General features: G+C 53.4%; 21 protein-coding genes. 10 read left to right on the top strand and 11 right to left on the bottom strand.

What is annotated here, in order from left to right:
• The 7 genes from V7028_RS13945 to V7028_RS13915 form a co-directional block, all read left to right on the top strand.
• Nucleotides 1-523: phosphatidylglycerophosphatase A family protein (locus tag V7028_RS13945; protein ID WP_442918747.1), on the top strand; the 523-nt coding region annotated here is incomplete at its 5' end.
• A 20-nt stretch (nucleotides 524-543) separates the two neighbouring features.
• The gene (locus tag V7028_RS13940) at nucleotides 544-1,041 is read left to right on the top strand and encodes a CinA family protein (protein WP_334120689.1); all 498 of its coding nucleotides are present in this window, start codon (nucleotides 544-546) and stop codon (nucleotides 1,039-1,041) included.
• A 64-nt stretch (nucleotides 1,042-1,105) separates the two neighbouring features.
• A complete protein-coding gene (gene recA / locus V7028_RS13935) occupies nucleotides 1,106-2,185 on the top strand; it encodes a recombinase RecA (RefSeq protein ID WP_334120688.1) in 1,080 nt (359 codons plus the stop codon).
• Complete coding sequence (locus tag V7028_RS13930; RefSeq protein WP_334120687.1) at nucleotides 2,163-2,723, top strand: regulatory protein RecX; 561 nt, start codon at nucleotides 2,163-2,165, stop codon at nucleotides 2,721-2,723. Before recA ends, V7028_RS13930 begins: the two co-directional genes overlap by 23 nt.
• Before the next feature lie 268 nt (nucleotides 2,724-2,991).
• Nucleotides 2,992-4,158 carry an ADP-forming succinate--CoA ligase subunit beta gene (sucC, locus tag V7028_RS13925; protein WP_334120686.1) on the top strand — a complete coding sequence of 389 codons (1,167 nt, stop codon included), beginning with the start codon at nucleotides 2,992-2,994 and terminating at the stop codon, nucleotides 4,156-4,158.
• A 90-nt stretch (nucleotides 4,159-4,248) separates the two neighbouring features.
• Nucleotides 4,249-5,136: a succinate--CoA ligase subunit alpha gene (gene sucD / locus V7028_RS13920; RefSeq protein ID WP_008252667.1), complete on the top strand. Its 888-nt coding sequence runs from the start codon at nucleotides 4,249-4,251 to the stop codon at nucleotides 5,134-5,136.
• A gap of 160 nt (nucleotides 5,137-5,296) precedes the next feature.
• The gene (locus V7028_RS13915; RefSeq protein WP_334120685.1) at nucleotides 5,297-5,812 is read left to right on the top strand and encodes a pilin; all 516 of its coding nucleotides are present in this window, start codon (nucleotides 5,297-5,299) and stop codon (nucleotides 5,810-5,812) included.
• 24 nt (nucleotides 5,813-5,836) lie between these two features.
• On the opposite strand, the gene moaC is transcribed toward V7028_RS13915, so the two are convergent.
• On the bottom strand, nucleotides 5,837-6,313 hold the full coding sequence (moaC, locus tag V7028_RS13910) for a cyclic pyranopterin monophosphate synthase MoaC (RefSeq protein ID WP_334120684.1): 477 nt from the start codon (nucleotides 6,311-6,313) through the stop codon (nucleotides 5,837-5,839).
• Nucleotides 6,314-6,506: 193 nt separating this feature from the next.
• Here moaC and V7028_RS13905 point away from each other — a divergent pair, with 193 nt between their 5' ends.
• On the top strand, nucleotides 6,507-8,048 hold the full coding sequence (locus tag V7028_RS13905; RefSeq protein ID WP_334120683.1) for a M48 family metallopeptidase: 1,542 nt from the start codon (nucleotides 6,507-6,509) through the stop codon (nucleotides 8,046-8,048).
• 8 nt (nucleotides 8,049-8,056) lie between these two features.
• Here the strand turns inward: V7028_RS13905 and V7028_RS13900 are convergent, their stop codons facing one another.
• The 4 genes from V7028_RS13900 to V7028_RS13885 are packed head-to-tail and all read right to left on the bottom strand — an operon-like array spanning nucleotide 8,057 to nucleotide 12,918.
• Nucleotides 8,057-9,025 (bottom strand): class 1 fructose-bisphosphatase, encoded by a 969-nt coding sequence (locus V7028_RS13900; protein ID WP_442918748.1) that lies wholly within the window; start codon nucleotides 9,023-9,025, stop codon nucleotides 8,057-8,059.
• Between the two features lie 31 nt (nucleotides 9,026-9,056).
• Nucleotides 9,057-11,771 (bottom strand): aminopeptidase N, encoded by a 2,715-nt coding sequence (pepN, locus tag V7028_RS13895; RefSeq protein WP_334120681.1) that lies wholly within the window; start codon nucleotides 11,769-11,771, stop codon nucleotides 9,057-9,059.
• A gap of 35 nt (nucleotides 11,772-11,806) precedes the next feature.
• Nucleotides 11,807-12,394 (bottom strand): hypothetical protein, encoded by a 588-nt coding sequence (locus tag V7028_RS13890; RefSeq protein WP_334120680.1) that lies wholly within the window; start codon nucleotides 12,392-12,394, stop codon nucleotides 11,807-11,809.
• A 38-nt stretch (nucleotides 12,395-12,432) separates the two neighbouring features.
• The gene (locus V7028_RS13885; RefSeq protein ID WP_334120679.1) at nucleotides 12,433-12,918 is read right to left on the bottom strand and encodes a YajQ family cyclic di-GMP-binding protein; all 486 of its coding nucleotides are present in this window, start codon (nucleotides 12,916-12,918) and stop codon (nucleotides 12,433-12,435) included.
• Between the two features lie 51 nt (nucleotides 12,919-12,969).
• On the opposite strand from V7028_RS13885, the gene murB reads away from it, so the two are divergent.
• On the top strand, nucleotides 12,970-13,995 hold the full coding sequence (gene murB / locus V7028_RS13880; RefSeq protein WP_334120678.1) for a UDP-N-acetylmuramate dehydrogenase: 1,026 nt from the start codon (nucleotides 12,970-12,972) through the stop codon (nucleotides 13,993-13,995).
• Nucleotides 13,996-14,049: 54 nt separating this feature from the next.
• Here murB and V7028_RS13875 read toward each other — a convergent pair whose 3' ends face one another.
• The 5 genes from V7028_RS13875 to V7028_RS13855 all read right to left on the bottom strand — a co-directional run bounded on the left by V7028_RS13875 (nucleotide 14,050) and on the right by V7028_RS13855 (nucleotide 20,540).
• Entirely contained in the window at nucleotides 14,050-15,279 is a 1,230-nt protein-coding gene (locus V7028_RS13875; RefSeq protein WP_334120677.1) for an argininosuccinate synthase, read from the bottom strand.
• Nucleotides 15,280-15,314: 35 nt separating this feature from the next.
• On the bottom strand, nucleotides 15,315-16,226 hold the full coding sequence (gene argF / locus V7028_RS13870) for an ornithine carbamoyltransferase (protein WP_334120676.1): 912 nt from the start codon (nucleotides 16,224-16,226) through the stop codon (nucleotides 15,315-15,317).
• Nucleotides 16,227-16,263: 37 nt separating this feature from the next.
• Complete coding sequence (locus tag V7028_RS13865; protein ID WP_442918746.1) at nucleotides 16,264-17,445, bottom strand: aspartate aminotransferase family protein; 1,182 nt, start codon at nucleotides 17,443-17,445, stop codon at nucleotides 16,264-16,266.
• Between the two features lie 124 nt (nucleotides 17,446-17,569).
• On the bottom strand, nucleotides 17,570-18,544 hold the full coding sequence (locus V7028_RS13860; RefSeq protein ID WP_334120675.1) for a complex I NDUFA9 subunit family protein: 975 nt from the start codon (nucleotides 18,542-18,544) through the stop codon (nucleotides 17,570-17,572).
• A 19-nt stretch (nucleotides 18,545-18,563) separates the two neighbouring features.
• On the bottom strand, nucleotides 18,564-20,540 hold the full coding sequence (locus V7028_RS13855; RefSeq protein WP_334120674.1) for a lytic transglycosylase domain-containing protein: 1,977 nt from the start codon (nucleotides 20,538-20,540) through the stop codon (nucleotides 18,564-18,566).
• 10 nt (nucleotides 20,541-20,550) lie between these two features.
• Here V7028_RS13855 and V7028_RS13850 point away from each other — a divergent pair, with 10 nt between their 5' ends.
• Entirely contained in the window at nucleotides 20,551-21,114 is a 564-nt protein-coding gene (locus V7028_RS13850; protein ID WP_334120673.1) for a 5-formyltetrahydrofolate cyclo-ligase, read from the top strand.
• On the opposite strand, the gene V7028_RS13845 is transcribed toward V7028_RS13850, so the two are convergent.
• Nucleotides 21,115-21,772: methylenetetrahydrofolate reductase (locus V7028_RS13845; RefSeq protein WP_334120672.1), on the bottom strand; the 658-nt coding region annotated here is incomplete at its 5' end. It lies immediately after the preceding gene.

The raw sequence follows: 21,772 nt of genomic DNA, 5'->3' as shown, positions 1-21,772 counted from the left end.
TTGCAGAACCCAGGCCTTGAATTTACTCTCGCAACAGCGTCTGAACTGGCGTTTCATGCTGGCCCACCCGGCGCACCTGCTTGCTTTGGGCTTTGGCAGCGGCTTGGCCTGGGTGCTTCCCGGCACTTTCGGCACATTGATGGGTTGGCTGCTGTACTTGTGGATCGATCCGTATTTGTCTGGCGATCAGTGGCTTTGGCTCATTCTTGTGGCTTTTGTCGTGGGTGCCTGGTGTTGCCAGATCACCGGAAAAGCCTTGGGCGTGATTGACCATGGCGGTATAGTCTGGGATGAAATTGTTGCAATCTGGCTGGTGTTGTTCATCGCGTCAAACCACTTTTCAAGTCCATTGGCGCAACTGGCCTGCGTGGTGGTATTCCGGTTTTTTGACATGGTGAAGCCGCCACCCATACGGTGGTTTGATCGCCACTGGAAAAACGGTTTTGGCGTGATGTTCGACGACATTGTTGCTGCCCTGATTACATTGCTGGCCTTGGCCATTTACATTCATTTTGTTCACTGATTCAACGGGGAAACACCACCTTGAGCAATCCCGACCACGCCCTGCTGTTACACATAGCCGACCTGTTCAACGGATCGGGCGCCAAGCTTGGTGTTGTTGAATCATGCACCGGCGGTGGCCTGGGTTCGGCGCTGACCAGCATCGCAGGTTCCAGCGACTGGTTTGAAGGTGGGCTGATTACCTACTCGAACAGGGTCAAAATGAAATCGGTGTATGTGCGGGAATCCACGCTGGAGCAGTTTGGCGCTGTCAGCGAAGAATGTGTCAAGGAAATGGCCAACGGCGGCATGATCGCGTTGGGAGTGGATTGCTGCCTGTCGGTGTCCGGCATTGCCGGCCCGGGCGGTGGGTCTGTTGACAAGCCCGTGGGCACGGTCTGGCTGGGCTTGGCCGTGCGCCACAAATCCATCGAGGCGTTTCATCATGTTTTTGAAGGTGATCGGGAGGCGGTGCGCAATCAGGCGGTACAAGCCGGGTTAGCCATACTGTCCAAAGTATCACTCAAAAAGGCTGTATAGATTTACAGTAAAAACTGTGCAATAATTCGCAAATCGCAACCCAATTCAGTTGAAGGTACAGACCATGGAAGATCTCAGAACAAAGAACCAGTCCTCAGAAAAAGTCAAAGCACTGGCCGCTGCACTTAGTCAAATTGAAAAGCAGTTTGGCAAGGGCAGCATCATGCGCTTTGGCGAAAACGAGGTAATCGACGACATTCAGTCGGTGTCCACGGGTTCTTTGGGTCTTGACATCGCCTTGGGCATTGGTGGCTTGCCACGCGGCCGTGTGGTCGAAATTTACGGCCCGGAATCGTCAGGCAAAACAACGCTAACCCTGCAAGTGATCGCTGAAATGCAGAAGCTGGGTGGCACCTGCGCGTTTATTGATGCAGAGCATGCCCTTGATGTGCAATACGCTTCAAAACTGGGCGTTAATTTGCCTGATTTGCTGATCTCCCAGCCAGACACCGGTGAACAGGCCCTGGAAATTGTGGATGCATTGGTGCGTTCAGGTTCAGTTGATCTGGTCATCATCGACTCCGTGGCTGCGCTGACCCCTAAAGCTGAAATTGAAGGTGATATGGGCGATTCCCTGCCCGGTCTTCAAGCCCGTTTGATGAGCCAGGCCCTTCGCAAATTGACTGCCAACATCAAGCGCACCAATTGCCTGGTTGTTTTCATTAACCAGATCCGCATGAAAATCGGTGTCATGTTTGGCAGCCCCGAGACCACCACGGGTGGCAACGCCTTGAAGTTTTATGCATCTGTGCGTCTTGATATTCGTCGCATTGGTGCCATCAAAAAAGGCGACGAGGTGATCGGCAGTGAAACCCGTGTGAAAGTGGTCAAAAACAAGGTCAGCCCACCTTTCAAACAAGCTGAATTCGACATTCTTTATGGCCAGGGCACTTCGCGTGAAGGCGAGGTGGTTGATCTGGGCGTTTTGCATGGCTTTGTCGACAAATCCGGTGCCTGGTATTCCTACAATGGCGAAAAAATTGGCCAAGGCAAAGACAATGCCCGCGATTTCCTGAAAGCCAACCCTGTGCTTTCCGCTGAAATCGAAAACAAGGTTCGCGAGAAGCTGGGTGTACGCTTGCTGGAAGAAGCAGCCAAAGCGCCGGTTTCAAAGAAGAAGAATGAAACTGAAGACGCCGAGTAATTCCCAAAGTGGTCGCTCCGTGGGGCCCAAAAAGCCCACGGTGTCGGCCAAATCCAAAGCCATTGCCTTGTTGGCCCGGCGCGAGCACAGCCAAACCGAGCTTCGGATCAAGCTGTTGCAGCGTGGTTATGAAGTTGATGAAGTTCAAGAGGCTGTGCAATGGGCTATCAATCACCAATTTCAATCCGACGATCGGTTCAAGCTTAGTCTTTTCCGGCGCAGGGCCTCTACATTTGGTGACCGTGCCATTTCCGCCGAACTGGGTCAGCATGGCTTGGGCGACATCAAATCGATTGATACAGAAGAGCAATCTGTCGATGCACTTGCCTCGGAAGAAGATCGTGCTTACGACTGGATCATGCGCCGCAAGTTTTCTGATCTTTCGGCTATTTTTAATGAAGACATTGTGATTAACCAATCTCGACTGTTGGCCTTGAAAGCCAAAGTTTTCAAAGGTTTGTCATCTCGCGGGTTTGAATTTGGCAACATTGATCGCGCTTGGCGGCGCATTCTTGCAGAGTTCAAATCCAATGCGTGATATTATCCAACCCGGCTTATGTGTTTCCATAGAAGTGATAGTCTAGTTAAATAACGAAGCGTTATTCGACGACACAAGAAGCAAAGAAAGAGATGAATAAAAACCTTCATAGCATGCTTGGCATGCCTCGTCCTTGCCTCGGCTTTACGTCCGAGAACCCGCTTACGCTGTCACGCGAAAAAAACACTCTCCACTTTACAATGTTGTCAGTTCAGTCGCCTTGTTGCGTCTAGCCGATTTGCATTAACTTTCCCAGCAAGGAATTCAAATGAAGATTCACGAGTATCAAGGCAAGGAAATTCTGAAGAAGTACGGTGTGGTCGTGCCAACTGGCTACCCCTGTTATTCAATTGACGAGGCCATGGCCGCCGCTGAAAAACTTGGCGGTCCGGTGTGGGTAGTGAAGGCGCAAATTCATGCAGGTGGTCGCGGCATGGGTGGCGGCGTGAAAGTGGCAAAAAGCCTGGCAGATGTAAAAACCTATGCAAGCCAAATTCTGGGCATGCAATTGATTACCCACCAAACCAGCCCCGAAGGCCAGAAAGTAAGCCGCTTGCTGGTGGAAGAAGGTGCGGACATCAAGAAAGAATACTATGTGGGCATGGTCGTAGACCGTGTTACGCAACGCGTGTGCGTGATGGCGTCCAGCGAAGGCGGCATGGAAATTGAAGAAGTTGCCGAACACACGCCCGATCTGATTCACAAAGTGTACGTTGATCCAGTGGCTGGCCTCAGCGACGCTGAGGCCGACGATCTGGCTGCCAAAATCGGCATTCCTGCAGCATCGATCGCCAAGGCGAGGGTGGCGTTTCAGGGCTTGTACAAAGCCTTCTGGGAAACAGACGCCAGCCTGGCTGAAATCAACCCACTCATTTTGACTGGTTCTGGCGACATCGTTGCCCTGGACGCCAAACTGAACTTCGACTCCAACGCCTTGCACCGTCACCCTGAAATTGTGGCCCTGCGTGATTTGGCCGAAGAAGACCCAGCGGAAATTGAAGCCAGCAAATTCGACCTGAGCTACATCAGCCTGGATGGCAACATTGGTTGCTTGGTCAACGGTGCTGGTTTGGCCATGGCCACCATGGACACCATCAAGCTATTCGGCGGCGAACCCGCCAACTTCCTCGACGTGGGTGGTGGTGCTACAACTGAAAAAGTGACTGAAGCTTTCAAGATCATGTTGAAAAACCCGAACCTTAAGGCCATTTTGGTGAACATTTTCGGCGGCATCATGCGTTGCGATGTGATCGCAGATGGCGTGGTTGCGGCCTCAAAGGCCGTTGGTTTGTCAGTGCCACTGGTTGTTCGCATGAAAGGCACGAACGAAGACTTGGGCAAGAAAATTCTGGCCGAATCCGGTTTGCCAATCATTGCCGCCAACACCATGGGCGAAGCCGCACAGAAAGTGGTGGCTGCCACCAAGGGCGCATAAGCTCCTGGTGCAGCGTATTTGACAGCCATCCAACACGATTGAAAGCTGCCCTCATCTGAATTGGGGTAGCCACTAAAAAGGATTTTGACAATGTCTATTCTGATCAACAAAGACACCAAAGTAATTACCCAAGGTATTACAGGTAAAACCGGCCAGTTCCACACGCGCATGTGCCGTGAATACGCCAACGGCAAAAACTGCTTTGTTGCGGGTGTGAACCCCAAGAAAGCGGGCGAAGATTTTGAAGGCGTGCCCATTTACGGCACCGTGGCTGATGCAAAGAAACAAACTGGTGCCAACGCATCCGTTATTTATGTTCCCCCTCCCTTTGCTGCTGCTGCCATTTGGGAAGCGGTTGAAGCGGATCTGGATCTCGTGATTTGTATCACCGAAGGCATTCCTGTTCGCGACATGATCGAAGTGCGTGATCGCATGCGCCGCGAAGGTCGCAAAACCATCGTTGTGGGCCCAAATTGCCCCGGCGTCATTACACCCGACGAAATCAAGATCGGCATCATGCCTGGCCACATTCACAAGAAAGGCCGCATTGGTGTTGTGTCTCGTTCCGGTACGCTGACTTACGAAGCGGTGGGCCAGTTAAGTGAACTTGGCCTTGGCCAGTCCACCGCTGTGGGCATTGGTGGCGACCCTGTGAACGGTTTGAAGCACATCGATGTCATGCGCATGTTCAATGATGACCCTGACACCGATGCAGTGGTCATGATCGGCGAAATTGGTGGCAGCGATGAAGAAGAAGCCGCCTTGTGGGTCAAAGACAACATGAAAAAGCCTGTTGTGGGCTTCATCGCGGGTGTTACTGCGCCTCCCGGTAAGCGCATGGGTCATGCTGGTGCGATTATTTCTGGTGGCAAGGGAACAGCCCAGGAAAAACTGGCGATTATGGAAGAGTGCGGCATCACCGTCACGAAAGATCCCTCCGTCATGGGTCAATTGCTGAAAAAAGCAATTGGTGCATAAAGCGCTTCAGGTTTAACTCCTTGCGCGTTCAAACTTGGAAACCCCACCATTCCCCTGAATGGTGGGGTTTTTGTTTTTAACTCCAGTGGGGGTACTTCACATGCATTGAACACCGAAGAATGGTGACTTGACACCACTTTTCGATGTGAGGAATGCGACGATGAACACTCTGACAACCTTCAAACGGGCGAAGGACACCAAAGGCTTTACTTTGATTGAATTGATGATTGCGATCGCAATCGTTGGTGTGTTGGCTGCAATCGCGGTGCCTGCCTACTCTAACTACCTGGCTAGGGCACGAATATCAGAAGCTGTGAATTACGCTCAATCTTGTAAAACTGGATATGTGGAATTCTACGCAACCAATGGAACCAGGCCCGCTAACGTGGATGAGGCGAACTGTCCCAGCATTGACACTCAAAATATCGCCAGTGTTCAGGTGGCTGCTGGAAACAACCCGAGAATAATTGTGAACTTGGTGAATGCAGCACCTCTCCCCAGCGATATTCGGGGACATCGAATCGTACTGCAACCGCTGAATCCGACCGGAACTTTACTTGCTGATGGACAGCGTGTTGAGGCTTGGCGTTGTTCGATTACTACCGCGCAAAACGGAACCGCCACAAATGCGGCGAAGGAATATGTGCCTGCGGCTTGTCGTCAAGATCGACTTTAATTTCTGTCAGGTCCAAGTTTGGGATCATTTATTTATCCAGGTTCCAGATTTCCCACCTCGTTTTTCCAGCAGCATGGTTTCAGTCATCACCATGCCCTTGTCAATCGCTTTAAGCATGTCGTAAATGGTCAGAAGCCCCACCTGAACACCGGTAAGGGCTTCCATCTCCACCCCGGTTTTCCCCACGGTTTGTGCGGTGCACACGCAACGCACCTCACACTTCGAATCGTCCAGTTCAAACTCCACGGCCAATCGTGTCAGCGGCAGGGGATGGCACAAGGGAATTAAATCGGATGTGCGCTTGGCGCCCTGAATCGCCGCAATGCGCGCCACACCCAGCACATCGCCTTTCTTGGCCGTACCGGCTTTTAGCACCGCATAGGCTTCGGCTCCCAATTGTATGGTGCCAATCGCCACGGCCTTGCGTTCGGTTTCGTTTTTTCCACCCACATCGACCATGTGTGCGTTGCCTTCCTGGTCAAAATGCGTCAGTCCGTTCATGTTGTAATCCCCTGCTTTTCCCTGATTGGTTCAACCTCATTTGCGCAACTTTACGCAAGAAACGCGGTGCTGCAACTGAAGTTGATTGAACTTGTTTTACACCGCGCTATCATACCCAGACTATCACTGTAAAAAGCCCAAGATGCGTTTTGACTTTCGTAAAAGTGTTGCGAGTGTGCTGTGCAGTACCTTGATGCTGTCCTCTGCACTGTCGCCTGTGGTGTACGCCAACGGGCTGAACAATCTGCCAAGCTTGGGTGATGCGGGTGACGCCGAGCTGTCTGTTCAGGATGAACGTCGCTTGGGCGCATTGATCATGAAAGACTACCGCACTTTTGGGGCGGTGAATACCGATCCTGAAGTCACGGCCTACATCACGAGGCTGGGCAACAAAATTGTTCAGGCGGCTTCGGAATCCCCTTCTGGTTTCGAGTTTTTCCTGGTTACCGACAAATCGGTGAACGCCTTTGCCATGCCCGGCGGTTACATTGGTGTGCACACCGGCTTGATTGCAGCGGCCCAAACCGAATCGGAATTGGCTTCCGTGTTGGCCCACGAGGTGGGTCACGTCACCCAGCGTCACATTGCCCGTCGATTTGGGCAGCAGAAACAAAGCAGTTTGGTTGCCACTGCGGCCATGATCGCCGCCTTGCTGGTCGCCGGGTCCAATCCGCAGGCTGCGTCGGGCTTGATGGCAGCCGGTGCAGGGTATTCTCTCGATCAGCAGTTGGCTTTTTCCCGTGATGCCGAACGTGAGGCCGACCGCGTGGGTTTTCTGACCCTTCGGCAAGCCGGTTTTGACACCCAGGGCATGGTGGACTTCTTTGGGCGTTTGCAAACAGCCTCGCGCCTATACGAGAACAACGCACCTTCCTACCTGCGAACCCACCCTTTGACCACAGAGCGAATTGCCGACATTCGGAACCGTGCCGGTCTGGAGGGGCGTGCTGGTCAAAACCGTCAGCAGGCCAACCTTGAATTTGAATTGATTCGGGTGAAATCCATTGTGTTTGCCGAGCGCAGCAACCAGCAACTGACCGATCGCCTGCGCACCTTCGAATCCCCGAATGAACAAGAAGGCATCAAAGACCCTGTGGCGCGTGAATATGGCCGTTCACTGGTGTTGTCTGCTATGGGCAAGAAAAAGGATGCACTGGTGGCCAGCAACAAGGCGATTGAGCGATTCAAATCGACACAGTCTGTCGTGAAGAAAACAGCAGTGCCGTTGTTTTTGCAAAGCCAGCAGATGCGCATGTCCATGGATGTCAGCTTGCCTTTGGCTTCAGCCCCCGTGGGGGAACGCCCAATCCGGGAACGCGCAGCCCTTGATGCGAAGGAAACCGCTTTGCTTGATCGACTCGTCGAGCTGCGCAATGAATTTAAAAGCGATATGTCTGTGCGTTTGTTGTATGCCGAAGGTTTGCAGCGCTTGGGTTTGTTTGCTGAATCAGATGCGTACCTGAAAGAACTTTCCCTGGCTTATCGTTCAGTGCCCGAGGTATTTGACTTGCTGGCGCAAAGTGCACTGGCTTTGCGAAAACCCGCTGAACACCACATGGCCTTGGCACAGTCGTACAATGCGCGTCAGGCTTATTTGCCAGCCATTGAACAGGCCGAAATTGCCAAACGATACGCCAAGGACAACTATTATTTGCTGGCAGAAATTGATTCCAAGCAACGCGAATACAAGCGCAAAGCAGATGCAGAGCGTGAATTCGCGAAGTTTGGCAACTAAGTAGTGAATCAGCCTTTGTGGTAGTCGCTTACGCGCTGAACTTCTTGGGCTGAACCCAGCATCACCGCGCAGCGCTGGTGTAAATCGGTGGGTTGAATGTCCAGAATGCGCTGGGTGGCATCAAAACTTTTGCCGCCGGCTTGCTCCACCAGCATGCTCATCGGGTTGGCCTCGTACATCAAGCGCAGTTTGCCGGGTTTGTTGGGGTCGCGCAGGTCTTTGGGGTACATGAAAATGCCGCCCCGTGTCAGTACACGGTGCACATCGGCCACCATGGAGGCAATCCAGCGCATGTTGAAATCCTTGTCGCGCACGCCGGTTTTCCCTTCCAGCAATTCAGCAATGTAACGCTGCACTGGCGCATACCAGTGGCGCTGATTCGACATATTGATGGCGAATTCCTTGGTGTCCTCGGGAATTTCCATGCTTTCGCTGGTTTGAATGTATTCACCCGCGTCACGATCCAGCGTAAAAGCGACCACGCCCTTGCCAAATGTCAGCACCAGCGACGTTTGCGGGCCATACACCACATAGCCCGCAGCCAGTTGTTCTGTGCCGGGTTGAAGAAAGCTTTGGTTGGTGATTTCGCCTACATCCGGGTTGGGCAACACCGAGAAAATAGTACCAATCGACACGTTCACATCAATGTTGCTTGATCCGTCCAGCGGGTCGAACAGCACAAGGAAAGGGCGGTCGGAATGGCCGGGCACCGGAGAACAATCATCCAGTTCCTCTGAAGCCATGCCCGCTACCACGCCTGTTGCAGCCAGCGCATCCAGAATCATGTCGTTGGCAATAATATCCAGTTTTTTCTGGGTTTCGCCTTGCACGTTTTCTGAACCGGCGCTGCCCAACACGCCGCCCAATGCGCCCTTGTGCACAGCCGCCGAAATGGACTGCGATACTTCGGCGATGGCCGAAATCAATACACCCATGTGGGCATCCGAATGGTGTTCCAGGTACTGCGCCAAATTCATGCTCATTTACGTGTCCTTTGTTCAATTCAGGTTAATGGGTGGTGGCGTCCAGCGCTTTGCCGATCACTTCCCGCACGTCTGGCGAAAGATTGTCGGTGTTGAAAATCCTGTCCAGTTGCGCACGCGCTTTTTCCTGCAATGCAGGCGCCAGCTTGGTCCAGCGGTCCAGCCCGCGGGCCATGCGCGCTGCAACTTGTGGATTAATTGTGTTTAACTCGATCACCAGGTTTGCCCACATTGCATAGCCTTCACCGGAATGTGTGTGGAACACACTTGGGTTTTGCATGGCAAATGCGGCTAGCAATGAACGTGCGCGGTTGGGGTTCTTCAAGGTGAAAGCAGGGTGCTTCAGCAACTCACGCACTGCATTCAAGGTGTTCACATTTTCATTGCTGGCAGGCACTGTGGCCTGCAACATGAACCATTTGTCCACGGCCAGCGCCTCATTCTTGAAGCGTTCGAAAAATTCGGCCAGTTCAGGTGGATTGGCGGGGCCATTGTGCACCAGGTTGCTCAGCGCGGCCATGCGATCGGTCATGTTGTTCGCAGCGGCATATTGCGCTTTCGCCACATTCAGTTCTTCATCCCCACCCGCGGCCACCAGATAAGCCAAGGCTACGTTTTTCAGTGCACGCTGGCTTGCGGCCACTGCGTTGTATTCATAGGGTTGGCCAGGTGCGTGGCGAGCCTCATGAATGCTTTTGAATTCGGCTGCGTAGGTACAAGCCAGCAGGTCGCGAAGTGTGGTGCGTGCAAAATGCATGGCCACAGGGTCTACCAAGCCATCAAATGTTTCCAGCAGCGTGCCTTCACCCGGCAGTTGCAGGGCCAAGGCCAAAAAACCGTCCGACAACTGCTTGTCGTTCAACAGGTTTCCCGCAATTTGAACCGCAGCCCGGGTGTTGGCTCCATCGGTTTGGCCGCGTTGCAGGTAAATGTCCAGAATGGCTTTGCCGTATATTTTCTGGCAGGCATCCCAACGGTTGAAAGGGTCATTGTCATGCCCCGCGAGGAAAATCAAATCATCGGTGTTGTGCGCGGTTTGCAGCACCACAGGGGCGGAAAAGCCGCGCAGAAGAGAGGGCACCACCGGTTTGTCAAGCCTGGTGAACACAAATGTTTGCGTAGTCTCGGTGAAATCAAGCACATCGCCATGCAAAGCGTTGGTGTGGTTTTCCAGCACCAATGGCATGTCTTGTCCACTGCCCATGTCCACGAAACCCAGTTTCACCGGAATGTGAAAGGCGGGCTTCCTGGTCTGCCCTGGGGTGGGGCGGCAGCTTTGCTGCAGCGTCAATTCAAGTTTGCCGTTGGCCTGTTTCCAGCTTGCCAATACTTCCGGGGTGCCCGCTTGGGCGTACCAGTGGCGAAACTGTTTCAAGTCCAGTTCAGGGTGTGTTTCTTGCAGCGCTGTTTCCATGGCGCTGACAAAATCTTCGCAGGTTACGGCTTGGCCGTCGTGGCGTTCAAAGTAAATTTGCATGCCGCGCTGAAACAATTGTTCGCCCAGCAGCGTGTGCTGCATGCGAATAACCTCGGCGCCTTTTTCATACACAGTCACGGTGTAAAAATTGTTGATTTCCTGATAACTGTCGGGTCGGATCGGGTGGGCCATGGGGCCTGCATCTTCCGGAAACTGTGCAGCACGCAGCACCTTCACATCTTCAATCCGCTTCACCGCTCTGGCTGAATTGGCTTGGGTTTCATCAAGCCCCTCTGCCATCATGTCGGCAGAAAATTCCTGATCGCGAAACACGGTCAAACCTTCTTTTAGCGACAACTGAAACCAGTCGCGGCAGGTGACGCGGTTGCCTGTCCAGTTGTGAAAGTACTCGTGGCCCACCACGCTTTCCACGTTTTCAAAGTCCACGTCTGTGGCCAGTTCGGGGTTGGCGAACACGAACTTGGTGTTGAAAATGTTCAGCCCCTTGTTTTCCATTGCGCCCATGTTGAAATCGGCGGTGGCCACAATCATGAAGCGGTCCAGATCCAGGTCCAGGCCAAAGCGAGTGCGGTCCCAGTCAATCGACTTTTTCAGGCTTTGCATTGCGAAGTCGGTTTTGTCCAGGTTGCCCGGTTCAACCCACACCTGCAACAATGCTGGCTTGCCATTGCCTTTTTGTACAGTTTCTTCCTGGCACACAAAACGACCTGCCACCAAGGCAAACAGGTAAGCGGGTTTGGGGAAGGGGTCTTCCCAGCGTGTCATGTGTAAACCTTCACCCAGTTTTTTTGCTTCAATCAAGTTGCCGTTGGACAGGCTGACAGGGTGTGTGGCTTCGTTGGCAATCAGGGTGACCGTGAACTGGCTCAGCACATCCGGGCGGTCGGAAAAGTAAGTAATTCGCCTGAAACCCTGTGCTTCGCATTGCGTGAAAAAGTTGCCGTTGGACACATACAGACCTTCAAGCCGGGTGTTTTGATCGGGTTGAATGTGCGCGGTCACTTCCAGCACACCTTCACGGCCCGGGTTGTGAATGGTTAAACCGGTAGGGGTTTGGGTGTAGCGTGTGGCGTTCAGTTTCTCGCCGTTAAGCAGCACCTGTTCCAGTTCCAGTTCTTCCCCGTCCAGTTCAAGGGGCAGGTTGTCCGGGTTTGAATCGCTCCAGGCTTGAAATTGTAAGCGACTTGTCACCTTGGTGCGCGAAGGGTTTAGCGTGAACGTTAAATCAGCATGGCTGATTTTGTGGTTCGGCGCGGTGTAGTCTTTGCGATAAAAGGTGATGGGTGCTTGTGCGTCTCTCATGCCGGGAAATCCTTTTTACTGCCTGGTGGTGTTGCTCAGTGGTCGTGGCCACAATCCGGGCCGTGTTTGTGCTCATGTGAATGTGCGTGCCCGTGATCGTGGTCGCAGCAGTCCTGGTGCTTTAGCTCAGGCGCCACAATTTCCAGCATGGGCGCAGTCAGTGTGCTGAATTTCAGTTCGAAATGCTCCAGCATGTGCATGCATTCGTGGCTGGCTACGACCCGTGCGCCGGTGTCATTTAACTGTGCAGGCCAAAAGTTCAGGCCTGCCACATGCAAAAACTCTTCGAAGCCTTTCTGGCCGCGGGCCACTTCAAACAGTTCTTCTTGCGCGGCCGCCACAATGGCCCATTCATTGGTGTTCGAAACCAGTTTGTCGCCCACTTCCACGGTGTCGTGCAGGTGGCAAATCAGGGTGCTGCCATCGGTGGCCTTCACATCGTGGGGTACTTCCTGGCGCTCATCAAATGTCAGCTCAATGGTTTTGGCATTGCGCAGCAGCACTGCGGCCACTTTGTGGTTGGCCTTCACCACCTTGTTGTACACCACATCGTGGTTGTGGCCGCAATCGGGGCCGTGTTTGTGACCGTGGTGGTCATGGTCGTGTGAATGGTCTGCGCTCATGGCGTGTCCTTCAATAGTAACAATGTGTTTGGTTGTGTTTAGTCGCGGAAATTTTCGAAACCCAGCGGTGTTTCGGTCACTTTCTGTTTCAGCAAGGCAATGGCACCTTGCAAATCGTCGCGTTTGGCACCCTGAATGCGCACGGTGTCGCCCTGAATGCTGGCTTGCACCTTCATCTTGCTGTCTTTGATTTCCTTTACCACCTGTTTGGCCAGATCTTTGTCCAGCCCGTTTTTCACGGTCACGGTTTGCTTGATTCTGTCGCCCGACACTTTTTCTTTCTTGTCAAAGGTCAAGAAGCGAACGTCCACATTGCGCTTGGCGCATTTGTTGCGAATAATCTCGGCGATTTGCTCCAGTTTGAAGTCATCGTCGGCATACACCATGATGGTGTTTTCGTTCAATTCAACCTTGGAATCAGACCCCTTGAAATCAAAACGGGTACCAATTTCCTTGTTTACCTGATCAACTGCATTGCGCAATTCGATCAAGTCCGGTTTGCAGACCACATCAAAAGACGGCATAGTTCATTCCTTCAAGCATAATGCCTCATTGTAATCGCTAGACTCCCCCCTATGTCAGCCCTCACTGCTACCCACAGCGTCGATCTGCAACCCTTGCACACCTTCGGTTTGCCTGCCCGTGCCCGCGAGTTGCGTTTGCTGGCCAATAGGGCCGATTTACTGGCTTTTGCCCGCGCCAGGCAAGAAGAGCAAGCTTTTTTGTTGCTGGGCGAAGGCAGCAATACGGTGTTTACCAACCCGCAGGTGGACGCCACTGTGTGGAAAGTAGCCTTAAAGGGGCATCAGTATTTGGGTTGCGATGGTGTTCATCACCATTTACGGGTGCAAGCAGGCGAAAACTGGCACCAAACCGTGGAGTGGACCGTGGCCATGGGTTGGGGGGGGTTGGAAAACCTGGCCCTGATTCCCGGTTGTGTGGGGGCAAGCCCTGTTCAAAATATTGGGGCCTATGGGGTAGAGCTGAAAGACCGCGTGTCCGCTGTTCATGTATTCGATCTGGACACGCAACTGGAACGGGCTTTCACGGTGGATGAATGTGAGTTTGCCTACCGCGACAGCGTGTTCAAGCATGCTGCACAGGGCCGTTATGTCATTACCGCAGTAGATTTTGCTTTGCCTGTGCAGTGGCAGCCGGTGTTGGGTTATGGCGATGTGGCCCGGTGTGTAGGGCAATTTGGGGCGATTAGCCCTATGAATGTTCTGAAGGCGGTGTGTGCCATTCGCACAGAAAAATTGCCAGACCCCGTGGTACTGGGCAACAGCGGCAGTTTTTTCAAAAATCCGATTGTTGGTGCAGCGCAGGCGAAGGCCTTGATTGAACAGTTTCCGAATGTGGTGCATTACCCGGCCGGGCTGAACAGGGTGAAGCTGGCGGCCGGCTGGCTGATTGATCACTGTGGCTTGAAAGGCCATGTGCTGGGTGGCGTGGGTGTTTACAGCAAGCAGGCCCTGATACTGGTTAATCTGGGGCAGGGGCAGGGCAGCGAATTGCTGCAACTGATTCGCTATGTGCAGGCACAAGTTAAGGACAGGTTCGGCGTGTTGCTTGAACCGGAACCCAATTTGATTCAGGCATAAAAAAACCGCCACCCAAAGGCAGCGGTTTTTGCTCGCCATAACCTCGAGACAACTTTAGCCGCGCTTTAACTTCGCATTGGCCGCAATGCGCAGGCGCAAGGCGTTCAGCTTGATGAAACCGCCCGCATCGGCCTGGTTGTAGGCGCCGCCGTCTTCGTCAAACGTAGCAATATTTTGGTCGAACAGTGAATCTGTTTTCGAATCACGGGCCACCACAATCACATTGCCCTTGTACAGCTTCACACGCACCCAACCATTCACTGTACTTTGGGTGTGGTCGATCAGGGTTTGCAGTGCCACACGTTCTGGTGCCCACCAGTAGCCGTTGTAAATCATGCTGGCGTAGCGGGGCATCAAATCGTCTTTCAGATGGGCCACTTCACGGTCCAGCGTGATCGATTCAATGGCGCGGTGGGCCTTCAACATAATGGTGCCGCCTGGGGTTTCGTAGCAGCCACGGCTTTTCATGCCCACGTAGCGGTTTTCCACCAGGTCAAGGCGGCCAATGCCATGCTTGCCGCCCAAGCGGTTCAGTTCGGTCAGCACGGTGGCCGGGCTCATTTTCTTGCCGTTCAGGGCAACAATGTCGCCCTTCTCGTATTCAATGTCCAAGTATTCGGCTTCATCGGGTGCAGCCTCGGGGCTCACTGTCCAGCGCCACATGGCTTCTTCGGCTTCTGCACCCGGGTTTTCCAGGTGGCGGCCTTCAAAGCTGATGTGCAGCAGGTTGGCGTCCATGGAATAGGGTGCGCCACCTTTCTTGTGCTTCATGTCGATTTCAATGCCGGCGTCTTCTGCGTACTTCAGCAGTTTCTCGCGGCTTAACAAATCCCATTCGCGCCATGGGGCAATAATTTTTACGCCGGGCATCAGCGCGTAGGCACCCAACTCGAATCGAACCTGGTCATTGCCTTTGCCGGTTGCGCCGTGTGAAATCGCGTCTGCACCTGTTTCACGCGCAATGTCGATCAAACGCTTGGCGATCAAAGGGCGGGCAATCGATGTGCCCAGCAAGTATTCACCCTCATACACAGTGTTGGCACGAAACATGGGAAACACGAAATCGCGCACAAATTCTTCACGCACGTCATCGATGTAAATGTTCTCGGGCTTGATGCCGAATTTCAATGCCTTCTGGCGTGCGGGTTCCAGTTCCTCACCTTGGCCCAAATCGGCCGTGAAAGTCACGATTTCGCAACCGTAGGTGTCTTGCAGCCATTTCAGAATGACTGAGGTGTCCAAACCGCCTGAATAGGCGAGTACTACTTTGTTGATGTCGCTCATGGTTCTCGATTCAAAAAGGGTAGTTACGGGTCCGCTTACTTGCGGCCCAACAAAAGGAATTCCATTAGGGCCTTTTGCGTGTGCAGGCGGTTTTCTGCCTCATCCCACACCACGCTTTTTGGCCCGTCAATTACTTCGGCCGCCACTTCCTCGCCACGGTGGGCGGGCAGGCAGTGCATGAACAGTGCCTCCGGGTTGGCCACATCCATCATTTCTGTGTCCACCTGAAAGTCTGCAAACGCACGGCGGCGTGCCTTGTTCTCGTTCTCAAAACCCATGCTGGTCCACACGTCGGTGGTCACCAAATCTGCACCTTTGCAGGCGTCCATCGGGTCCTCAAACCACTCGTGGTGCGTGCCCTTGATGTTGGTTTTGGCCGGGTCGATGTTGTAGTCGCTGGGTGTGGAAATATTTACTTTGAAGTCCAGCAATTCAGCGGCTTGCAGCCAGGTGGCGCACATGTTGTTGCCATCGCCCACCCAGGCCACGGTTTTGCCTTGAATGCTGCCACGGTGTTCAATGAATGTAAAAATGTCCGCCAAAATCTGGCAGGGGTGGTATTCATTGGTCAGTCCATTAATGACCGGCACACGGCTGTTGGCCGCGAAGCGTTCGATAATTTCCTGCTCGTATGTGCGAATCATCACTATGTCGCACATACGTGAAATGACCTGCGCAGCGTCTTCCACTGGTTCACCGCGACCCAACTGGGAGTCTTTGGTGTTCAGGTAAATGGCAGAACCGCCCAGTTGGTGCATGCCCGCCTCAAAGCTCAAGCGCGTGCGCGTGGATGCTTTTTCGAAAATCATCACCAGCGTGCGGTCTTGCATCGGGTAATAGGGTTCGTAACGCTTGAATCGCGCTTTCACGTCGCGAGACGATTGCATCAAGTACTCGAACTCGTCTTTCGAAATGTCGTTGAACTGCAAAAAATGTTTGATAGGCATTTTTGTAGACCGGCTTGCCTGGCAGGCCGGTTCCTCCTTATGCGGATTGTTCAAGAAACGCTTTAATCAATGGGGCCAGTTCCATGGCCAGCGTTTCTGCTTCTTCTTTCTTAATCACCAATGGCGGCAACAGACGCACCACATTGTCTCGGGTTACGTTGATAATCAGGCCCTTGTCGCGCGCAATCGCAACCAGTTCTCCGCAAGGTTTCCACAGCTCAACACCGACCATCAGGCCGCGGCCGCGAATATCTTTCACCCCGGCGATACCTGCCAGTTCACGTGACAAAACAGCGCGAATCAGCTGCCCCATTTGCTCGGCATGCGCTAGCAATCCCTCTTCTTCCATGATTTTCAGCGTGGCCAAAGCTGCAACGGAAACCAGCGGGCCACCACCAAACGTGGTGCCGTGGGTGCCGGGCGTAAATACGCCCGCTGCAGGCCCTGCAGCCAGGCAAGCGCCAATCGGCACACCGGAACCCAACCCTTTGGCCAAGGTAATGACGTCAGGATGAATGTCCGCGTGTTGGTAACCAAACCACTTGCCAGTGCGTCCAATTCCGCTTTGTACCTCGTCAATCATCAACAACCAGCCTTTGGCCGTGCACAGTTTGCGCAATGCCTGCAGGTATTCAGTGTCGGCCACATTGATGCCGCCTTCGCCTTGCAGTACCTCCAGCAATACAGCCTGAATTTCCGGGTGCTCATCGGCCGCTTGTTCAATGGCAGCAAAGTTCTTGTAGGGCACGCGCACAAAGCCGCCGGGCAAATCGCCAAAGCCGATTTTGGCTTTCGGGCTGTCTGTGGCGGCCAGCGTGGCCAGGGTTCGGCCATGCCACGCGCGATCCATCACAATGATCTTTGCGTTTTCAATGCCTTTTTTGTGACCGTAGTATTTCGCCAGCTTGATGGCTGCTTCGTTGGCCTCTGCGCCAGAATTGCAGAAAAAAGCTTCTTGCATGCCGGAAATCTCGCATAGACGGTCGGCCAGTTCAGCCTGTTCCACAATGCCGTACAGGTTCGAGGTGTGAATCAGCTTGCCAGCCTGTTCAGCAATGGCTTTCACCAGTTTTGGGTGGTTGTGCCCCAGCCCGTTCACTGCAATGCCAGCCAGGCCGTCCAGGTATTTTTTGCCATCGGTAGACCACATCCATACGCCATCGCCATGGGTAAAGGCGATTGGTTGGCGGGCATAGGTTTTCATCAGGTGGTCAGTCACGGCAAAACTCTCTTTTGGCGATGTTTAGGCAAAACGCGGGGCTGTAAAAACAAACGCAGCCAATCTGTCGACGTGCGGCTGCGTTGTGCAAAGCGAAATTGTACGACGAATCAAGGCTTAAGGGCTAGTCCTGGCGGTGCGCACGGGTTCGAAATTCATCAAGATCCGACGGCAAATGTTTTGCCCGAAGGTATTCGTGGGCCACGACCGACAAACATTCATGGTTGGGCAAGGGGAATGGCCGACCAGAGGTGCGGATGTTGTCAATTTTCATGGAATCGACATTGTCGCGGCTCATGAGGGGCTCACCGGGAGCAAGTTCCATCAGGAAAGCTTGCACTTTGGCGGCCGCATCGGGAATGCCGAATATCAATGGGTTTTTTCCAACCGCGCGGGCCGACAGTTGCACCAGTTCCTTCAACGTGAAAATCTCTGTGCCCACCAAATCGTAAGTGTTGTGCACGGTTTCCTTGCCTTGGTCTTCGATGCAGGCCATCACCGCCTTGGCCACATCGCTGACAGACACCGGCTGAAAACGCGCATCAGCGCCGGCCAAGGGTATGACTGGCAGCAGTTTGGCCAGTTTGGCAAAGGTGTTCAGAAAATTGTCGTCTCGACCAAATACCACGGAGGGGCGAAGCATGGTCCAGGCCAGGCTGCTGTCTTTCACCACGGTCTCGCCATCGGTTTTTGAGCGCAAGTACATCGAAGGCGCTGGGTTTTGAACGCCCACGCCCAATGCACTGATGTGAATGATTCGTTTCACGCCATGTTTGGACATGGCCGCACACAGCGCTTTTGGAAACTCCACGTGGTTCACCCGGAAGTTTTGCCCATAAGGTTTGCCAGGTTTGCTGTGCAGCACACCCAATAGATTGACCACAATGTCCTGGCCTGTCACCAATCGGCCCAATGTGGCCCGGTCGTGAATATTGGCTTCAACAATTTGACAGGTGGGCAAGGTCAGCAGGTGCTTTGCTTTCTCGTACCGGCGCGTGGGCACGGTAATTTTGTGGCCAGCTTGGGCCAGTTGATTGCACACGGCCTGCCCGATAAAGCCAGAGCCGCCGATCACCAACACATTTTTAATTTTACTCATAGAAACAGCATTTACCTGATTACTTGGATCCATAGATGATACCGAGTCTTTGTTTCAAGGGGATCGAAGCATTGTTCAACAGCAGGGAATAAGCCACCGTATTGGACATCACGTTCTTCACGTAACCCCGGGTTTCGTCAAAAGGGATCAATTCCGCAAAAATCGCCCCTTCAATTTGCCGGTCCCCGAGTCTGCGTTTCCACAGGGAAGGGCGGCTTGGCCCTGCGTTGTATCCAGCAGAGGCCAACACTGGTGACTGGTCGTGCTGCTCGAACACCATTTTCAGATAGCTGGTGCCCAAAGTCAGGTTGGTTTCAATTTCTGTGATGTCTGCAGGTTTGAAGCTGGACAAACCGATTTTTCGTGCAACATACTTGGCGGTGGCTGGCATCACCTGCATCAAACCACTGGCACCCACGCCAGAACGGGCAATGGTCACAAAGCGGGATTCCTGACGAATCAGGCCATATACCCACGATTCATCCACACCAACTTCCCGTGTTTTGGCACGCATGTTTTCGCGAAACGGTGTCAGGTAACGCAAACCCAGGTCGTGTTCAATTTCGGTTCGGTCCGCCGCCGCAATTGCGCGGTCGTACAGCTGGTTGCGTTCAGCCCAGGTTGCAGCCGCCAGCAGTTGCCGGTCGCTCATTTGCGCAACCTGCAGGTTGAATTCCCAAAAACCTTCAGTTCGCAAACCGGCATCGTACAAGGCAAGCGAACGGATCAGCCCAGGGTTCTTTTTGGCGGCATCCAGCTCAGCTGCGGTCAGCAACTCCGGGCGTTTTGGGGCGGTCACTGTGTCGCCCAATTCTTCGTGAGCCAACTTGCCATAAAAAGAAAACGGGCTGCTTGCCTTGATCCATTCCTGGCGGGCCTCAACATGTTTGCCGTTGACAGCCAAAGCCCTGCCGCGCCAATACACCCACGCTTTGTCTTCTTTCAGCGTTGGGCTCAGTTCGTTGCTGGCTTGCAGCACAGCGGGCCAGTCTTCAAGCAACAAAGCCGAGCGCACTTTCCATTCCTGTTGCTCATGGCTCATCACGTCCGGGTTGCTGCGCCTGAAATACGACAATGCATCCCGATTCCACACCAGGCCTGCACGATAACCCACATGGGCCCAAAGCCACTGTTCGGAACCGGGCGACAATTTCCCGGCGTAAGTGTGCTCAATCTGCCGTGCCGCGGTTTCAAAATCGTCCACCGCACGGCGCGCCAAAGCGCCTGCAAGATAAAGGTCGGTTGATGCATCCGCAGCAGGCGATTTCAAATATGTTTCAGGATTGAAAATGGCCTTCCGCAAGGTGGCGCTACTGATCGCCTTGCCCCACGCAGTGTCATCGAATTCATCCACAAACTTGATCGCGTTGGTCAACTGGTTGCTGGCCACCATCTGCAGTACATGCTTATCCAGGTCTTGGGCACTGACCCCACCCACTTTGTACAGGTTCTTCAGCAACACCCGGCAGGTTTTTGGCAGGCGTTTGTCGTGGCTAAGCACTGCATTCAACTTGTACCGAACCAGTTGTCCCTGTTCGGCGGCATGCATCAGGTCAGCGCATTCAACGCCCTGATCTGGCCTGTAACGCAGCAATTTGCGTTGTTCTGCGAACTCTTCCCACTGCGCGGTGCGTGCCAGTTGTTCAATCCAGTCGCGTCGCAAACTTTCGGCTGGCCATGTATTCTCATAGGAATTCAGCAAGGGAATTACATCGGCTTTTCGCCAAACAATTTCCTTGTCCGGATACTGTTTTTCAATGCCTTTCTGAAAAAACCGGAATTGCCAAATGTCCACGTAGGGTCTGAAAATGCTTTTTCGCGGCAACTGGGAAGACAAGCGGGTAAACTTGTCATAGGCGCCCTCAGAATACGCCTCCTTGATTTGCTTGATCAGTTCCACATCTGCTTGCGTGTCAGCCAGTGCGGGTTGAAGAAGCAAACCCAGCGCCAGAATGGGTGGCGCTGTCCAACGTGAAATGTGGTGAAAAATTGTCATTGTTCCTGTCATGAAAAAGTCGTTGCGACAAAACGCCTTGGCATATCGAACGCAATTGGCGGGCGATGAAATTCCCGCCTTGGGGCGGGAAATATCCAAGTCTTTGCTCACTCTACTCCAAACCTTCAAGCCCTGCACCGTGGGCTTGTTCTATCCCACTCAAGGCGAACCCGACATACTCTGTATCATGGGTAATTCGTTGCTTGAAAAATTCGAATGGGCACTTCCGGTGTGTTGCGAGTCGCCAACAGGCCCAGTGTTGGGTTTTGCTCAGTTTGCGCAAGGGCAGGAACTTGAGCCGGGACGTTACAACATTGCCGTACCGAAGACAAAAAACTGGGTTCAACCCGATGTGCTGTTAATTCCTTGTGTGGCTTTTCACCGCAACGGTGCACGCCTGGGCTACGGGGCTGGCTGGTACGATCGAACCCTCAACAGCCTGACGACAAAGCCGCTTACCGTCGGCGTTGCTTATGCCAAGACGGAGCTGCTTGATAATTTTGCCGAGCCACACGACCAATTGCTCGATCATGTGGTCACCGAGCAGGCGGTGATCACCTGCTCCCGACCTTGATCAGTAGCCGATTCGATCCAGAATTGCCAAAGTGGGTTGGGCGTTGTTCATGGTGTAAAAGTGCAGGCCAGCCACACCCTCGTGGATCAATTTTTCACACAGGTTGGACACCACTTCCAGCCCGAATGAACGTATCGATTCACGGTCGTCACCAAAGTGTTGTAAACGGGTGCGCATCCAGCGTGGAATTTCGGCGCCGCAGGCATCCGAGAAACGCGCCAGTTGACTGAAATTTGTCACAGGCATGATGCCGGGGATCAATGGAATCGAAATCCGGTTTTGTACCTGGTCGCGGAAATACAAGAATGCGTCCGGGTTGAAAAAATATTGGGTAATTGCAGAATTTGCGCCGCAGTTCACTTTGTGCACAAATGCGTCCACATCTGCCGCCGGGCTTTTCGCCTGCGGATGGGTCTCGGGGTAAGCAGCCACTTCAATGAAAAAATGATCGCCCGTTTCCTGGCGAATGAATTCGACCAACTCACTGGCATAGCGAAATGACCCCGTTTCCAGCATGCCCGAAGGCAGGTCGCCCCGCAGCGCCACAATGCGCTTGATTCCGTGTCCTTTGTACTGTTTCAAAAGTGCCCGTACTTTTTCTTTGGACGAGCCCACGCACGACAAATGCGGTGCTGCCTCTTCACCAGCAGCCTTGATC

Source organism: Limnobacter sp. (genome assembly GCF_036846585.1).
Taxonomy (GTDB): domain Bacteria; phylum Pseudomonadota; class Gammaproteobacteria; order Burkholderiales; family Burkholderiaceae_B; genus Limnobacter.
Note: the sequence above shows the minus strand (reverse complement) of the source record. Positions and strands in the feature narration are given on the sequence as shown.

Coding starts and splice junctions, on each gene's coding strand:
- moaC (WP_334120684.1), bottom strand. CDS start 6,313: ATGAACGGACTGACGCATTTTGACCAGGAAGGCAACGCACACATGGTC.
- V7028_RS13915 (WP_334120685.1), top strand. CDS start 5,297: ATGAACACTCTGACAACCTTCAAACGGGCGAAGGACACCAAAGGCTTT.
- V7028_RS13860 (WP_334120675.1), bottom strand. CDS start 18,544: ATGAGTAAAATTAAAAATGTGTTGGTGATCGGCGGCTCTGGCTTTATC.
- V7028_RS13930 (WP_334120687.1), top strand. CDS start 2,163: ATGAAACTGAAGACGCCGAGTAATTCCCAAAGTGGTCGCTCCGTGGGG.
- sucD (WP_008252667.1), top strand. CDS start 4,249: ATGTCTATTCTGATCAACAAAGACACCAAAGTAATTACCCAAGGTATT.
- V7028_RS13900 (WP_442918748.1), bottom strand. CDS start 9,025: ATGAATTTGGCGCAGTACCTGGAACACCATTCGGATGCCCACATGGGT.
- pepN (WP_334120681.1), bottom strand. CDS start 11,771: ATGAGAGACGCACAAGCACCCATCACCTTTTATCGCAAAGACTACACC.
- V7028_RS13875 (WP_334120677.1), bottom strand. CDS start 15,279: ATGAGCGACATCAACAAAGTAGTACTCGCCTATTCAGGCGGTTTGGAC.
- V7028_RS13885 (WP_334120679.1), bottom strand. CDS start 12,918: ATGCCGTCTTTTGATGTGGTCTGCAAACCGGACTTGATCGAATTGCGC.
- murB (WP_334120678.1), top strand. CDS start 12,970: ATGTCAGCCCTCACTGCTACCCACAGCGTCGATCTGCAACCCTTGCAC.
- V7028_RS13890 (WP_334120680.1), bottom strand. CDS start 12,394: ATGAGCGCAGACCATTCACACGACCATGACCACCACGGTCACAAACAC.
- recA (WP_334120688.1), top strand. CDS start 1,106: ATGGAAGATCTCAGAACAAAGAACCAGTCCTCAGAAAAAGTCAAAGCA.
- V7028_RS13905 (WP_334120683.1), top strand. CDS start 6,507: ATGCTGTCCTCTGCACTGTCGCCTGTGGTGTACGCCAACGGGCTGAAC.
- V7028_RS13855 (WP_334120674.1), bottom strand. CDS start 20,540: ATGACAATTTTTCACCACATTTCACGTTGGACAGCGCCACCCATTCTG.
- V7028_RS13850 (WP_334120673.1), top strand. CDS start 20,551: ATGAAAAAGTCGTTGCGACAAAACGCCTTGGCATATCGAACGCAATTG.
- argF (WP_334120676.1), bottom strand. CDS start 16,226: ATGCCTATCAAACATTTTTTGCAGTTCAACGACATTTCGAAAGACGAG.
- sucC (WP_334120686.1), top strand. CDS start 2,992: ATGAAGATTCACGAGTATCAAGGCAAGGAAATTCTGAAGAAGTACGGT.